The following is a 15,496-nucleotide window of genomic DNA, read 5'->3' as shown; positions in this document are numbered from 1 at the left end:
CGGGAATGCCGGGTGCGGTGACGGTGGTGTCGCGTCACCTTCGCTCGAGTGAGAATCGCCGCGTTGATCTGGGCGGGGTGTCGTGCCTGGTCAGGCTGGACGAGCAATACTGAAGCAGTGTCGGCTCGAACGGCCGGTAGGCGGGCGCGAGCCGTGGTGTCGTGGACGGTACGCCCGCGTAAGCGCTCGGCCGGGACGGTTTCCCGGTCGCGGGGGCCGTCGTGCGGCGAGGTAACGGCCGCGCAATCTGACGTGGGTCGCGCGCAATACGGCGGCAACCGACTGGCTCTACGGTGACGGAGAGGCAGGAACGAGGTGAGACGTGGATCTGGACACGATTCGCGAGGTGGTGATCGCTCGCGAGCGCGAAGACCTGGCCGTGCTCGGTGCGTCCACCGCGGTGCTCGCCGGAGGAACCTTCCTGTTCTCCGAGCCGCAGGATCAGCTGCTGCGCCTGGTCGACATCACCGGCCTGGGGTGGCCCGCGTTCGAGATCGTGGACGGCGGACTGGACATCGCCGCGACTTGCACCCTGGCCGAGTTCGCCGGAGCCGCACCGGGCCGTGAGCTGGGGACGGGGGTGTTGCGCGACCCGTGGCCGGGGACCGCGCTGTTCGCTCGGTCCTGCCGGGCGCTGCTGGCCTCGCACAAGATCTGGCGCACCGCGACCGTCGGGGGCAACGTCTGCCTGGCGTTGCCCGCGGGAGCGGTGCTCGGCGCGCTGGTGGCCCTCGACGGAACCGCGCTGGTGTGGGCCGCGGACGGTGCCGATCGGGAGATTCCGATGCGGGAGTTCGTCCTCGGTCCGGGTCGTACGGCGCTGCGCCCCGGCGACGTGCTGCGCTCGATTCGTCTGCCGCGCTCGAGTCTGTTGGCCCGCACCAGCTTTCGAAAGATCGCGCTCGCCCCGCTCGGCCGCTCCGGCGCCGTCGTGATGGGGCGGAGGGAAGGCGGTGGCCGTAGCGCGGTCACGATCACGGCCGCCACGATCAGGCCCGTCGTGCTGGACTTCGCCGCACCGCCCACCGAGGGCGAGATGCGCGATGCCGTGCACACGATCGATCCGGCGCTGTGGTTCGACGATCCGCACGGGTCGCCGGAGTGGCGCAGGCATGTCTCGGGAGTGCTCGCCGACGAGGTCGCCGCGGAACTGCGGGGAAACTGATGCGATTCGAAGTGGACGGCAGGACCGTCGACATCGCGGCGCGGCCGGGGCAGTGCCTGCGGACGGCGCTGCGCGACAGCGGCAACCTGGCGGTGAAGAAGGGCTGTGACACGGGCGATTGCGGGGCCTGCTCGGTGCTGGTCGACGGAATGACAGTGCACTCCTGCGTCTTTCCCGCCTTTCGCGCCGCCGGACGCGCTGTCACCACCGCCGCCGGACTCGGAACGCCCGAGCATCCGCACCCGGTGCAGCGCCGGTTCGTCGCCGACGCCGCGTTCCAATGCGGGTTCTGCACCGCGGGCATGGTGGTGACGGCCGCGGGGCTCGGGTGTGCCGCCGACGAGCAGGTCGGCGTGTCGGGCGACGAACTCGCCGAGCTGATGAAGGGCAACCTCTGCCGCTGCACGGGTTACCGCGCCATCCGCGCCGCGCTGGGCGAGCAGCTCACTCCGGACGATCCTGCCGCCGTCGCACCGGATCCGGCCGCGGCGATCGTAGGAGCGGGCGCCCCGGCCGGGCCCCGCATCGTCTCCGGACGCGAGCCGTACACCTTCGACTTGCCGCGACCGGGCGACGCCGACACCGCGCCACCGTCCGCGCCGCTGCACATCGCGGTGCTGCGAAGCCCGCACCCGCATGCGCGAATCCGCTCGATCGGCACCACCGCCGCCGAGGCACTACCCGGCGTGCACGCGGTGCTCACCCATGCCGATGCGCCGGACGTGCCGTTCTCCACCGCGCGGCACGAGCTGCGTACCGACGACCCCGATGACACCTACGTGCTCGACCGCACGGTTCGCTTCGTGGGGCAGCGGGTGGCCGCGGTGGTGGCCGACAGCGTCGCGATCGCCCGCGAGGGATGCCGTCTGCTGGAGGTCGACTACGAGGTCCTGCCCGCGGTGTTCGAACCGCAGGACGCGCTGCGCCCCGACGCGCCGAAACTGCACGGCGACAAGCCCCCGTCGGCCCGGATCGTCGATCCCGGCCGCAACCTGGTCGCCGAACTGCACGGCGAGGTGGGTGACGTCGCCGCGGGTCTGGCGGCCGCGGCGCACGTCGTACGCGGCGTCTGGGATTCGCCGCGGGGCCAGCATGTGCACTTGGAGACACACGGCGGCGTCGGCTGGCTGGACGACGCCGGACGCCTGGTCATCCGGTGCAGCACCCAGGTCCCGTTCCTGGTCCGCGACGAACTGTGCCGCCTGTTCGGCCGGTCGTCCGCGCAGGTGCGGGTGTTCGCGGCCAGGGTCGGCGGCGGGTTCGGCGCGAAACAGGAGATGCTGGCCGAGGACCTGATCGCGCTGGCCGTGCTGCGCACCGGCAGACCGGTGCAATACGAGTTCACGCGCTCCGACGAATTCACCGCCGCGACTTGCCGCCATCCCATGCGGGTCGCGGTGACGGCGGGGGCCGACGCGCGCGGTGTGCTGACCGCGTTGGCGGTCGACGTGCTCGCCGACACCGGCGCGTACGGCAATCACAGCGGCGGGGTGATGTATCACGGCGTCGGCGAGTCGGTGGAGCTGTACAGCTGTGCCAACAAGCGGGTCGACGCGCAGGCGGTGTACACCAACAACGTTCCCTCCGGCGCGTTCCGCGGCTACGGCCTCGGGCAGGTGATCTTCGCGGTGGAGTCGGCTCTCGACGAGCTCGCGCACGCGCTCGGCATGGACCCGTTCGAACTGCGCCGCCGCAACGCGGTGGTGCCGGGCGACCGGTTCGTCGGCGCCGCGGTGAACGAGAGCGACCTCATGTTCGGCAGCTACGGCCTGGACCAGTGCCTCGACCTCGCCGAACGAGCGCTGCTGCGCGGCAACGACGTGCACGCGCCCGGCCCGGAGTGGCGGGTGGGCACAGGCATGGCCGCCGCGATGATCGCGACCGTCCCGCCGCGCGGTCACCGGTCGACCGCGACGGCCGCGCTGCTGCCCGACGGCCGCTACGAGATCCGGGTCGGCACGGCGGAATTCGGCAACGGAACGACGACGGTGCAGGCGCAGCTCGCCGCTACCGCGCTGGACACCGAGGTGGACCGCATCGTGGTCCGGCACGGCGACACCGACCTGGTGGACCACGACACCGGCGCGTTCGGCTCCACCGGCATCGTGGTCGCGGGCAAGGCCGTGTACGCGGCGGCGTGCGCGTTGCGCGGGCGCCTGCTGGCGAGGGCGGCGGAACTGACCGGCGTCGCGGAGCGGGACTGCGCGCTGAACTCCGGCGGCGTGCACTGCGGCGACCGGCTGCTCACCGCCGCCGAACTGCTGACCGGTGGCGACCTCACCGCGCGCGCCGAGCACGACGGCAGTCCCAGGTCGGTGAGCTTCAATGTGCACGCTTTCCGCGTCGCCGTGCACCCGGACACCGGAGCGGTGCGCATCCTCCAATCGATCCAGGCCGCCGACGCGGGGACGGTGCTCAACCCGGTGCAGTGCCGCGGGCAGATCGAGGGCGGCGCGGCTCAGGCCATCGGCACGGCGCTGTACGAGGACATGCGCAGCGCGCACGGTGTGGTGGGTGCGCAGACCCTGCGGCACTACCACATACCGCAATTCGCCGACGTGCCGCGCACGGAGGTCTACTTCGCCGAGACGTCCGACGCGCTCGGTCCGCTGGGGGCCAAGTCGATGAGCGAATCGCCGTACAACCCGGTCGCGCCCGCGCTGGCCAACGCGGTCCGCGACGCGGTCGGCGTGCGGATGTACGGGCTGCCGATGACCGCGGACCGGGTCTGGGCCGCTCTGCGGGAGAAGGGAACACGATGACGAAGGTGCCGGAGAACGTCCGTGCCCGGATCGAGGCGATGCTCGACGGGGTCGATACCGAGCTGCGCCGCCGATACCCCGGCTCGAACGGTCGCTCGCAACCGATCCACACCGTGTACGTCCCGGCCGACCGGGTCACCGAGGAGACTCCCGGGGAGTGGGGCGCGACCGCGGTCGAACTACTCGAACGCCACCACGATCTGCTGACCACTCTCGACGGCACCGATTCGCTTCCCGACGTGCGCAAACGGCTGGAAGCCGATCCGGTCCAGGATCTGCGCATCGACTTCGAGGACGGCTACGGCCTGCGCGCCGACGCCGAGGAGGACCGCGCGGCCACGGCGGCGGGCGCGGTGCTGGCTGCCTGGGCACGGCGCCCCGGAGGCCCGGCGAGCAGCGGCATCCGGATGAAGGGTTTGGGCGGCGGCGAGCGTCGCCGGGCGCTGCGCACGCTCGACCTCGTGTTGGAGGGCGCGGGCGGCGTGCCCGAGGGGTTCGTCTTCACGGTGCCGAAGATCCGTGCCGCGCAGCAGGTTCCCGCCCTGGTGCAGCTGTGCGTAGGGCTGGAACGCGGGTACGGCATCGCCGAGGGCAGCCTGCGCTTCGAACTACAGATCGAGAGCCCGCAGGCGATCCTGGCCGCGGATGGCACCGCGCCGGTGGCCGCCATGCTCACCCTCTCCGAGGGGCGATGCAGCGCATTGCATTTCGGTACATACGACTACACCGCCGCCTGTGGCGTCGCCGCACCGGATCAGGCGCTCGACCACCCGGCCGCCGATTACGCCAAGGCGGTCATGCAAGTCGCGGCCGCGCAGACCGGGGTGTGGGTATGCGATGGTTCCACCCAGATCGTGCCCGACGCCGACCCGGAGGCCGCGCTGCGCAACCACCACCGATTGGTTGCCCGGGCGTTGCGGCGCGGGTACTACCAGGGCTGGGACATGCATCCGGGTCACTTGGTCACCCGCTGGCTCGCCACCTACGACTTCTTCCGCCGGGCGATCGACGTCGCGGTGCCGCGCCTGCGGGACTACCTCGCTCGACGCGGCGGCGACATCGTCGACGAGCCCGCCACCGCGGAAGCCCTGGCCGCCACGGTGCTGCGTGGCATCGCTTGCGGCGCCCGCCCGGACGCGGGGACGCCGGAACTCACCGAGACGGTTCTGCGAGCCCTGGCGGCGCGCGCGCAGATACCGGAGGCGCCGTGATCGGCCATCCGAACGGGACGATCCCGCACGACACAGGAGACGCGATGCGTGACCGGGGCGACGACGAAGAATTCACGCTGCTGCCGGACCTGGCGGTCCGGCCGCTGGGCGGTTCGGTGATCTGGGCGAACGACGAATTCTTCGCGGAGAAAGAGAATCTGATCAACCCGGGGCCCGCCCGGTACCGGCCGTCCGACTTCGGGCACAAAGGACAGATCTACGACGGCTGGGAGACCCGCCGACACCGCGGGCAACCTGGCGACGACGCCGCGATCGTGCGGCTCGGCGTGCCTGGCGTGATCCGCGGCATCGTGGTGGACACGGCGTGGTTCAAGGGCAATTACCCGCCCGCCGTCTCGGTGTCCGCGTTGGAGGTCGAGGACTATCCGCCCGCGGAAACCATCGCCGCGCGGGACGATTGGGTGATGCTGGTCGATCGCTCGCCGGTTGCGGGCGACAGCCGCAACTCTTTCGCCGTCGAGAACGAGAAGCGCTGGACGCATGTGAAACTCACCATGCACCCCGACGGCGGCGTGGCCAGGCTGCGGGTGCACGGCGAAGGACGGCCCGACCCGCGCCTGCTCGGCCTCGGTCCGCTGGACCTGGCCGCGCTGGAGAACGGCGCGCTGGTGCTGGACTGCTCCAATCGCTTCTACAGCTCGCCGAACCAGTTGCTGTATCCCGGCCGCGCCCGGTCCATGGGTGAGGGCTGGGAGACCGCTCGCCGCAGGGATGACGGCAACGACTGGGTGCGCATCCGCCTGGCCGGGCCGGGACTGATCCGGCTCGCCGAGCTGGACACGTCCTACTTCCTGGGCAACAGTCCGGGCGCCGCCCGGCTGACCGGTCGCACCAACGACGGCACCGAGCTGGAGTTGTTGCCGCGCACCCCGCTCCAACCCGACACCAGGCACCGGTTCCCGATCGCGCCGATGGCGGCGTCGGTGGAGGAGGTGCGTCTGGACATCTACCCGGACGGCGGGCTGGCGCGGCTGCGCCTGTACGGAGAGCTCGGCGCATGAGCGGACGGACGTCGGCAGTGTGTTGGTGGGCTGCGCCTGCTCGGCGTATGTACGCGTGGGCGTTCGCACGGTGTGGAGCTGCGCATGCAGGGCGAGCTCGGCGTATGAACGCGCGGGCATCGGCGGCGCGTACCGAGCCGTGTTTTCGTGAGGCGCGCTGATGAGGGATTTCGTCGGCTACGGCCCGCGTCCGCCGGACCCGAAGTGGCCGGGACAGGCGCGGATCGCGGTCCAGTTCGTGCTCAACTACGAAGAGGGCGGCGAGAACAACGTCCTCGACGGTGACGAGTTCTCCGAGACGTTCCTGTCGGAAATGACTCCCGCCGAAGCCTTTCCGAACCGCCACATGAGCATGGAGTCGCTCTACGAGTACGGTTCACGCGCCGGGTTGTGGCGAGTGCTGCGCGTCTTCGAACGGCGCGGGTTGCCGCTGACGATCTTCGCGGTCGCCCGAGCTCTGCAACGCAACCCGGAGGCGGTGGCCGCGTTCGGCGAACTGGGCCATGAGATCGCCTGTCACGGTCTGCGCTGGAAGTCCTACCAGCTCACCGACCGCGACACCGAGCGTGCGCACATGGCCGAGGCGGTGCGCGTCCTCACCGAACTGACCGGCTCCCCGCCGCTGGGCTGGTACACCGGCCGCGATTCGCCGAACACGAGGGAGCTGGTGGTCGAGCACGGCGGCTTCGCCTACGACGCCGATTCCTACGCCGACGACCTGCCCTATTGGGTGCGCGTGCTCGACCGCGACCACTTGGTGGTGCCCTACACCTTGGACACCAACGACATGCGATTCGCCTCGCCCGCGGGTTTCCCCACCGGCGAACAATTCTTCGCACACGTCCGCGACGCCTTCGACGTCCTCTACCGGGAAGGGGCGGAGGGCAATCCGAAAATGCTGTCCATCGGCCTGCACTGCCGCCTCATCGGCCGCCCCGCCCGCACCGCCGCCTTGGAACGCCTACTCGACCACATCCAGTCCTACGACCAGGTCTGGATCACCCGCCGCATCGACATAGCGCGACATTGGCGCACGGTGCACCCACCGGTTGCATCCTTTTGAGTTCGCCCGGACCGCAACCCCAGCGTTGGCCTTCAGAGCCGTAGGTGCGACGCGTCGGCGAGTGGCACATGGCTGTGGCGAAACGCGAACAGACCTCTCGCTGAAGTGCCGCTCGCGGTCGTGGGGCGGCTCGTGGCGGGCGTCAGAGGTCGGGGCGGGGTCCGCGTGGTCGGAGGTGGCGGGTCAGCGTCGTGAGCGCGTCGAGCACCTCGCGTAGGGCGGCTGGGTCGTTGTCGGCCAGTGCCGCTGCCACCGCGTCGTCCACTGATGTTGCTCGGACTTCGGCTACTCGGGGTGAGGCTTGGTCGGCCGCGCGGACGAGGGTGCGGCGGCGGTCGCGTGGGTCGACCGTCGAGGTGACCGCACCGGCCTCCTTGAGTCTGGCGACGGCGGTGGATACCGCGCTTTGTGGCAATCCGGTTCGGGTGGCGATCTCGCCCACGGTGCTGTCCGGGTGCTCGAGGATGTCGCTCGACACGACGAGCACCGGCCGGTGTCCGCCGCCGAGTCCCGCTGTCGGCAACGCCTCCTCGCCGATCTTCATCAACGCCCGGCCCAACAGGAACAGTTCGACTCCGTCCACGACGGACAACTTTACATCAGTTCAGATGTATCAAGCTTGATGTATCTGAATTGATGGATTAGCCTGGTCTGCATGAGCACGATTGCCACCGGCACTCTCGAAGTCCCCGGAGCCGACCTGTACTACGAAGTCCGCGGCAGCGGCCCGATGCTTCTGATCTCGCAGAGCGGCGAGGGGGACGCGCGGCGCAGCGAAGATCTGGTCCGCCATCTGGAGCGGCGCTTCACCGTCGTCACTTACGACCGGCGCGGACTGTCCCGCAGCGTCCTTCGCGATCCGGGCGCTCCCGCCTCGGTCGCGACGCACGCCGACGACGTCTATCGCCTGCTGTCCACATTGACCGACGAGCCCGTGGCAATGCTCGGGTGCAGCATGGGCGCGGCCATCGGATTGCATCTGGCGGTCGAGCACCCGGACCGGCTGCACACTCTCGTCGCGCACGAGCCCGTCACGCCGTGGCTGCTCGCCGCAGCCGACCGCGCCGCCCAAATGGGCGAACTCGAACACTGCGAGCAGGTGTTCGCCGAGCTCGGCTGGCATGCGGCACTCGCTCCGATGGTGCGGACGCTGGGGATCGATCCGAAGAGCCAGGATCGCGAACCCGGCGTCACCGCGCCCCCGCTCGGCCCCGAGCGCGCCGCGAATTTCGAATATTTCCTCGGGCACGACTTCGCCGCGATCCGCGCCGACCACCTCGACGTCGCGGCCTTGCGGCACTCGCCGGTGCGCATCGTCCCGGCCTGCGGGCACACCACCCCACAGCACGTCTTCGACTACAAGGCCGCCCACGAGTTGGCGGCACTGCGCGACGTGCCGGTGGTGGAATTTCCCGGCGGGCACAACGGGAATCTGACGCATCCGGCCGGATGGGCCGCGCGGGTCGGCGAAATCTTGTCGAACCACACGTTATTGGCGGGATAGAGCCTAGTCCGGCTCGCTACATCATGGCCGCAGACGGACTGATCCTGCGCCCAGGTTGGGGACAATGCCCATGCGCATGCCCGCTCAGCGGCCCAGCCTGCCGTACGGCACGAGATACCCGGGATCCGTTCGGCTTCGCCAACCGCGCTCGGTCGGTTCCAGCGCCCGGCCGCTGGCAGCGGGGTCCTTCGGCCACGGCTCGCGTGTGTGAATCTGAATGTCGTCCTGAAGGATTCGCACCAACTCCATCGCGAAGCCCTCGGCCGTGCCGCTGCCCGACTTGGTGGGGTCGAGCGCCGCGGAGGTGCCGGCATCCGGCACTCCAATGCTCACCCAAGCTTTCGGTACCGGGCGACCGGACTGCTCGCCGAATCTCCGCCAGTCCTCGGTGTACTCGGTGCTGATCTGTGTCGAGAACCCCAGGGATTGCTCGATATCAGCGGCCAGCAGCCCGGCCGCCTCGAACTGCTTCGTCTATACCCATGCCCATCCTGCCATTCCCCCACACGGCCGACTGCTCGAGACGGCCCCCTTCGGATCGGCCATCTTCCGCCACGAGTGGCACAAGGCTGCGGCAAAACGCGAGAAGGGCTCTCGCTCATGTGCCACTCGTGAGCCGGAATAGTCGGAGACGGGCACATAGTGCAGAGCGTTCTCGCCGTGGTCGCGGGTGGCGCGTTCGCCGTGGTCGGGGTCGCGTGTGTCTGGCCGATCGCCCGGCCGCGCCGCCCCGGCCCCCCGCGCAGGCCCGCGTGGGCGAGTTGTTCGTTGCGGCCGGTGACCTGGCCTGAGGAGTGGACGTGCAACCGTCCGGGGAAATCGTTCACGCTCGGCGACGCTCACCGAGCGATGCAGTTGCATCACGACCACGACTGCCCCCGCAAGCGCGCCGCCTTCGCGGCATTGGTCGCGGCCGGGCGCATCACGCCGGACTCCGCGTGACGACATCGGCCGTGGGGGTGGTCCGAGGAATCCAACTGACGGGATTGTCGGTAGCGGGCAATGGAGGGTGGTAGACGGAGGGAGCCACCCCTTTCCGGGCTCGGAACTTCCCCTGTCCGGCCTGAGGCCGGGCGGAATCGAGCCCGAGATCGAGCGGTGGCGTGGGCCACAGTGGTCGTGTGAAGGTCCTCACAGTTGGGAATGGCGGAGCGGGGATGAGGGGGCCGCTCGCCGATCGCTAACAGTACGAGCGTTACGCTAAAATCCCACGTCAGAGCTACCGGCCGGTAGATTGCACCACTGCAATTCGAGGGCAAATTTTGCAGACTTAGCAAAGAGGGCTGAAAACCTAGCTCAGATTCACACTAACAACAGGTAGACGCCTATTTCTTCATGTGCCATCGTGTGGAAGTACACCCCAAGGGCCTAGCAAGCCTGCAAATTGCCGCTCCAGCAGTACGAGCTGTTTCGTAGCTCGACCGGGCGGCAGCACCGAACGAGGAAGTGGAGTCACAGATGTCGACCACCGGCACCCCGAGGACCACCGCGGAAATCCAGAAGGATTGGGACACCAACCCGCGCTGGAAGGGCGTCACCCGTAACTACACCGCGGAGCAGGTGTCGAAGCTCCAGGGCACGGTCGTCGAGGAGGCCACCCTCGCCCGCCGCGGCTCGGAGATCCTGTGGGATCTCGTGAACAACGAGGACTACATCAACTCCCTCGGCGCTCTCACCGGCAACCAGGCGGTCCAGCAGGTCCGCGCCGGCCTGAAGGCCATCTACCTGTCGGGTTGGCAGGTCGCCGGTGACGCGAACCTGTCCGGCCACACCTACCCCGACCAGTCGCTGTACCCGGCCAACTCGGTTCCGTCCGTGGTCCGCCGCATCAACAACGCGCTGCTGCGCGCCGACGAGATCGCCAAGGTCGAGGGCGACACCTCGGTCCAGAACTGGCTGGCCCCGATCGTCGCCGACGCCGAGGCCGGCTTCGGTGGCGCGCTGAACGCCTACGAGCTGCAGAAGGCCATGATCGCCGCCGGCGCCGCCGGTGTGCACTGGGAGGACCAGCTGGCCTCCGAGAAGAAGTGCGGCCACCTGGGCGGCAAGGTGCTGATCCCCACCCAGCAGCACATCCGCACCCTGACCTCCGCGCGTCTGGCCGCCGACGTCGCCGACGTGCCGTCGGTGATCATCGCCCGCACCGACGCCGAGGCCGCCACCCTGATCACCTCGGACGTGGACGAGCGCGACCGTGAGTTCCTGGACGGCACCCGCACCGCCGAGGGCTTCTTCGGTGTGAAGAACGGCATCGAGCCCTGCATCGCGCGTGCCAAGGCCTACGCCCCCTACGCCGACCTCATCTGGATGGAGACCGGCGTGCCGGACCTCGAGGTCGCGCGCAAGTTCGCCGAGGCCGTCCGTGGCGAGTTCCCGGACCAGCTGCTGGCCTACAACTGCTCGCCGTCCTTCAACTGGAAGGCGCACCTGGACGACGCGACCATCGCGAAGTTCCAGCGTGAGCTCGGCGCGATGGGCTTCAAGTTCCAGTTCATCACCCTGGCCGGCTTCCACTCGCTCAACTACGGCATGTTCGACCTGGCCTACGGCTACGCCCGCGAGGGCATGACCGCCTTCGTCGACCTGCAGGAGCGCGAGTTCAAGGCCGCCGCCGAGCGTGGCTTCACGGCCATCAAGCACCAGCGTGAGGTCGGCGCGGGCTACTTCGACACCATCGCCACCACCGTGGACCCGAACACCTCCACCGCGGCGCTCAAGGGCTCCACCGAAGAGGGCCAGTTCCACTGAGCTGTGCCGCCGCGCTTCGGTCGCGGCTGGTCGAATGGCCCGCGCGTCGCATGCCGCTTTCGGAGCGACGCGCGAGCCGTTCGAAAAACACAACTGGTGCTCGCAAGGGAAGTGAGGTTCCCGACGTGAAAACCGACAATCCTCTACTCCGGTAGGGGTGTACTGCCCTCCCCGCTGAACAGCCCCGGCGGGGAGGGCATCCCTATACCTTGGACCATCGAAGGGCGCGCTCACACCGGAGCGACACCTTCGCAGACCAGCCACCCCAGAGCCAGACAACCCAGCAGGAGCGGGACGTGAGCAGCGAAAAGATCCAACGCGTCGGTGTCATCGGCGCCGGCCAGATGGGCGCCGGAATCGCGGAGGTGTGTGCCAGGGCGCACGTCGACGTACTGGTGTACGAGCAGACCCGGGAACTGGCCGCGGCGGGCCGCGCGCGCATCCTGCGGTCCCTCGATCGCGGCGTGAGCAGCGGCAAGATCACCGAGCGCGAACGCGAGCAGGCCGCCTGGCGACTGCGGTTCACCTCCGACCTCGGCGACTTCGCCGACCGTCAGCTGGCGGTCGAGGCGGTGCTCGAGGACGAGAAGGTGAAGACGAGCATCTTCGCCGAGCTCGACAAGGTCGTCACCGACCCTTCGGCCGTACTGGCCTCCAACACTTCCTCCATCCCGATCATGAAGATCGCGGTCGCTACGGCGAACCCTGAGCGCGTGGTCGGCATGCACTTCTTCAACCCCGTCCCGGTGCTGCCGCTGGTCGAGCTGGTCACCACGCTCAAGACCAGTGAGTCGGTCTCCGCGCGGGCCGAGGCGTTCGCGGGCGACGTGCTCGGCAAGCAGGTCGTGCGCTCGGCCGACCGCTCCGGTTTCGTGGTCAACGCGCTGCTGGTGCCGTACCTGCTGTCGGCGATCCGGATGGTCGAGTCCGGCTTCGCCACCAAGGAGGACGTCGACAAGGCGATGGTGCTCGGCTGCGCCCACCCGATGGGCCCGCTGGCGCTGACCGACCTGGTCGGCCTGGACACCGTGAAGTCCATCGCCGACTCGATGTACGGCGAGTTCAAGGAGCCGCTGTACTCGGCCCCGCCGCTGCTGATGCGCATGGTCGAGGCGGGCCTGCTCGGCAAGAAGACCGGCGCGGGCTTCTACCAATACCGTGCTTGATTCGCAGCGCCCGCGGCGCTGCGTGTTCGCGGCCCCTGGAAGTCTCGCGTCCGAGCGTCCGCTGCTCGCGCCTTCGGTGCATGCACAACGGACACTCGGACGCGAGAGGGGCCGCGAACGGTGCTCGTAAGGCTCGCACCCAGGGGGAGCGAGCACCGAACGATCGGCGGCAGGCGCGCCGCGGCGGTGGCCCCAGTCGGGGCGCGTAACGACCCCGACGTGAAGTCGACCGGAACGGTGTCGCCGGGCCGTCGACGGCAATCGGCATAAGCTGCACAACAGCCGGGCCATGGTGACGGGCTCGGCTGGGTATCCGGAGCGCAGCGCCGGGTCGATACGTCGATCCCGGCAAGGGCCGCGCAGGTGATCGAAAGAAGGTATCCCGCTCATGGTGAACGTGACCGAAGGCTACGGGTCGAGCATCCTCGGCTATCCCAGGATCGGGCCGCACCGCGAACTCAAGCGGGCGCTGGAGGCCTACTGGCACGGTTCGCTCGACCGCGAGAAGCTGCTCGCGGTCGGCCGTGAGATCCAGGAGACCCAGTTCAACGAGCTGGCCGCCACCGGACTGACCCAGGTGCCGGGCAATACCTTCTCGTTCTACGACCACGTGCTCGACAACGCGCTGTTGTTCGGCGCGGTGCCCAAGCGGTTCGAGCCGTATCGCGAGGGCCTGCATCCGCTGGACTTCTACTTTCTGATGGCGCGCGGCCGTCCGGACCTGCCGCCGCTCGAGCTGGTCCGGTTCCTCGGTACGAACTACCACTACCGCCAGCCGGAAATGGACGCCGACACCGAGTTCTCGCTGCACCCCGAGGCGCTGCTCGACGAATTCGACCGCGCGAAGGCGGTCGACATCGAACTGCGGCCGGTGGTCCTCGGCCCGGTGTCGCTGCTGCTGCTGTCCAAGGCCGGGCACATCCCCGGCGAGTCGGGCGGGTTCGACACGCTGAGCCTGCTGGACAAGCTGCTACCGGTCTACGAGGAACTGTTCGAGATCCTCGCCAAGCGCGGCGCCACCTGCGTGCAGCTGGACGAGCCCGCGTTCACCAGCGAGCGCACGCCCGCGGAACTGGCCGCGTTCGAGTCGGCCTATCACCGGTTGGGCAAGGCCCCGCTGCGTCCGCGCATCCTGGTCACCGGACAGTACGGCGATTTCGGCGAGGCGCTGGCCATTCTCGCGAGCACGAACATCGAGGCGATCGGCCTCGACCTCGCCAGTCACCGGATGCGCCCGGAGGATCTGGCCGAGGTGCCCGGCATCCGCCGCAAGCGCTTGTACGCGGGCGTGATCAGCGGCCGCAACGTGTGGCGCGCCGACCGCTACGTCACGCTGGAATACCTGAACGAACTGGCGCAGGTGTGCCCGGACCTGGTGGTCTCGACGGGGACCACGCTGCTGCACGTGCCATACGACCTGCTGGTCGAATACGACATCGAGGGGCATGTCGCCGATCGGCTCGCGTTCGCGAAACAGAAGGTGGGCGAGGTGGTCTCGCTCGCGAAGGCGCTCACCGAAGGCCCGTCGGACAAGTGGCGCAAGCGGCCGACCGAGGTGCACTTCAAGCAGAAGCACGCGGTGCGGCAGCGGGTCTACGCGGTCACCTCGGACATGCGCTCGCGGGAGCCATACGAGGTGCGGCGGGAAGCCCAGCAGCGCAAGTTGAACCTGCCTCCGGTGCCCGCGACCACGCTCGGCTCCTTTCCGCAGACCGTCCGGATTCGCCAGGCGCGCTACGAGCTCGGCGAGGGCAGGTTGTCCTACGAGGAGTACCGCAAGCGGATCGAAGCCGAGATCGAGGCGACGATCCGGTTGCAGGAGGACATCGGCCTGGACGTGCTGGTGCACGGCGAGCACGAGCGCAACGACATGATCCAGTACTTCGCCGAGCTGCTCGACGGTTTCGCGACCACCCGCTTCGGCTGGGTGCAGGTGTACGGATCACGCTGTGTGCGGCCGCCGATCATCTACGGCGACGTGTCGCGCCCGGCGCCGATGTCGGTGGAGTGGATCACCTACGCGCAGTCGCTCACCGACCGGCCGGTCAAGGGCATGGTGACCGGGCCGGTCACCATGATCGCCCGCTCGTTCGTCCGGCAGGACCAGCCGCTGCACGAGACCGCCGACCAGGTGGCGCTGGCCATCCGCGACGAAGTGGTGGACCTGGAGAAGGCGGGCATCGCGATCATCCAGGTCGACGAGCCCGCGATCCGGGAGATGCTGCCGTTGCGCCCGGAGGGGCGCGCCGAGTACCTGCGCTGGGCGATCGGCGCGTTTCGTCTGGCCACCTCGGGGGTGCGGGCGGAAACGCAGATCCACACGCACATCGGGTATTCCGGCCGCGCCGAGGTGGTCGAGGCGATCGAAGAACTCGACGCCGACGTCACCGCCATCGTCGCGACGCGCTCGATCGAATGGGTGCTGCGTGCGTTGAAGGAGGACTGCGCCTCCGGGCACGGGCTCAGCCACGGCGTCGGCCCCGGCGTGTACGAGAGCCGGTCCGCGCGTATCCCGGACATCGACGAGCTGGACGAATTGCTCACGGCGGCAGCCGAAGCGGTGACGCCGCAGCGGTTGTGGGCGAATCCGGACGGCGGCCTGAAGACCAGGCACTACTGGCAGCTCGAGCCGTCGCTGCGCAACTTGGTCGCGGCGGCGCGGCGCATCCGCAGACGGGTGGAGTCCGCCGAGTGAGCTGAGGCAGAACGCGCCGAGGGCCGTCTTCGTTCGATCGAACGGGGGCGGCCCTCGGTGTTTTCCGGGACGCGGTCGCCGCGCCGATCTATTACCGGGCGTTGTTCGGACACCTACCGCTGACCGATGAACTCGCCGAGCAGTCGGTCACGGCGGTGCT

Annotated in this window: 12 protein-coding genes; 10 read left to right on the top strand and 2 right to left on the bottom strand. The window is 69.2% G+C overall.

What is annotated here, in order from left to right; translation table 11 throughout:
• The first annotated feature begins 322 nt into the window (after positions 1 to 322).
• From ACWEO7_RS03550 to puuE, 5 genes are all read left to right on the top strand, one after another.
• Positions 323 to 1,165 carry an FAD binding domain-containing protein gene (locus ACWEO7_RS03550; RefSeq protein ID WP_452420436.1) on the top strand — a complete coding sequence of 281 codons (843 nt, stop codon included), beginning with the start codon at positions 323 to 325 and terminating at the stop codon, positions 1,163 to 1,165.
• Positions 1,165 to 3,927 carry a molybdopterin-dependent oxidoreductase gene (locus ACWEO7_RS03545; protein WP_452420434.1) on the top strand — a complete coding sequence of 921 codons (2,763 nt, stop codon included), beginning with the start codon at positions 1,165 to 1,167 and terminating at the stop codon, positions 3,925 to 3,927. The genes ACWEO7_RS03550 and ACWEO7_RS03545 overlap by 1 nt, the downstream gene beginning before the upstream one ends.
• The gene (locus ACWEO7_RS03540; protein ID WP_452420432.1) at positions 3,924 to 5,138 is read left to right on the top strand and encodes a DUF6986 family protein; all 1,215 of its coding nucleotides are present in this window, start codon (positions 3,924 to 3,926) and stop codon (positions 5,136 to 5,138) included. The genes ACWEO7_RS03545 and ACWEO7_RS03540 overlap by 4 nt, the downstream gene beginning before the upstream one ends.
• A 44-nt stretch (positions 5,139 to 5,182) precedes the next feature.
• Positions 5,183 to 6,160: an allantoicase gene (gene alc / locus ACWEO7_RS03535; protein WP_452420431.1), complete on the top strand. Its 978-nt coding sequence runs from the start codon at positions 5,183 to 5,185 to the stop codon at positions 6,158 to 6,160.
• Positions 6,161 to 6,320: 160 nt separating this feature from the next.
• Positions 6,321 to 7,223 (top strand): allantoinase PuuE, encoded by a 903-nt coding sequence (gene puuE, locus ACWEO7_RS03530; RefSeq protein ID WP_452420429.1) that lies wholly within the window; start codon positions 6,321 to 6,323, stop codon positions 7,221 to 7,223.
• 142 nt (positions 7,224 to 7,365) lie between these two features.
• On the opposite strand, the gene ACWEO7_RS03525 is transcribed toward puuE, so the two are convergent.
• Positions 7,366 to 7,806 (bottom strand): MarR family winged helix-turn-helix transcriptional regulator, encoded by a 441-nt coding sequence (locus ACWEO7_RS03525; RefSeq protein ID WP_452420427.1) that lies wholly within the window; start codon positions 7,804 to 7,806, stop codon positions 7,366 to 7,368.
• A 72-nt stretch (positions 7,807 to 7,878) separates the two neighbouring features.
• Here ACWEO7_RS03525 and ACWEO7_RS03520 point away from each other — a divergent pair, with 72 nt between their 5' ends.
• Complete coding sequence (locus ACWEO7_RS03520; RefSeq protein ID WP_452420425.1) at positions 7,879 to 8,727, top strand: alpha/beta hydrolase; 849 nt, start codon at positions 7,879 to 7,881, stop codon at positions 8,725 to 8,727.
• An 84-nt stretch (positions 8,728 to 8,811) separates the two neighbouring features.
• Here the strand turns inward: ACWEO7_RS03520 and ACWEO7_RS03515 are convergent, their stop codons facing one another.
• Positions 8,812 to 9,060, bottom strand: a complete 249-nt coding sequence (locus ACWEO7_RS03515) for a hypothetical protein (RefSeq protein ID WP_452420424.1) — start codon at positions 9,058 to 9,060, stop codon at positions 8,812 to 8,814.
• 309 nt (positions 9,061 to 9,369) lie between these two features.
• On the opposite strand from ACWEO7_RS03515, the gene ACWEO7_RS03510 reads away from it, so the two are divergent.
• From ACWEO7_RS03510 to metE, 4 genes are all read left to right on the top strand, one after another.
• Entirely contained in the window at positions 9,370 to 9,669 is a 300-nt protein-coding gene (locus ACWEO7_RS03510; RefSeq protein WP_452420423.1) for a hypothetical protein, read from the top strand.
• A gap of 516 nt (positions 9,670 to 10,185) precedes the next feature.
• Positions 10,186 to 11,475 (top strand): isocitrate lyase, encoded by a 1,290-nt coding sequence (gene aceA / locus ACWEO7_RS03505; RefSeq protein WP_450025812.1) that lies wholly within the window; start codon positions 10,186 to 10,188, stop codon positions 11,473 to 11,475.
• A gap of 296 nt (positions 11,476 to 11,771) precedes the next feature.
• Positions 11,772 to 12,641, top strand: coding sequence for a 3-hydroxybutyryl-CoA dehydrogenase (locus ACWEO7_RS03500; RefSeq protein WP_450025810.1), 870 nt, complete (start codon positions 11,772 to 11,774; stop codon positions 12,639 to 12,641).
• A 388-nt stretch (positions 12,642 to 13,029) separates the two neighbouring features.
• Entirely contained in the window at positions 13,030 to 15,336 is a 2,307-nt protein-coding gene (gene metE, locus ACWEO7_RS03495) for a 5-methyltetrahydropteroyltriglutamate--homocysteine S-methyltransferase (protein ID WP_452420422.1), read from the top strand.
• Positions 15,337 to 15,496: the final 160 nt, after the last annotated feature.

Source organism: Nocardia sp. NPDC004260, from assembly GCF_053603155.1.
The sequence above is the reverse complement of the archived record's forward strand: the minus strand, read 5'-3'. Positions and strand labels throughout refer to the sequence as shown.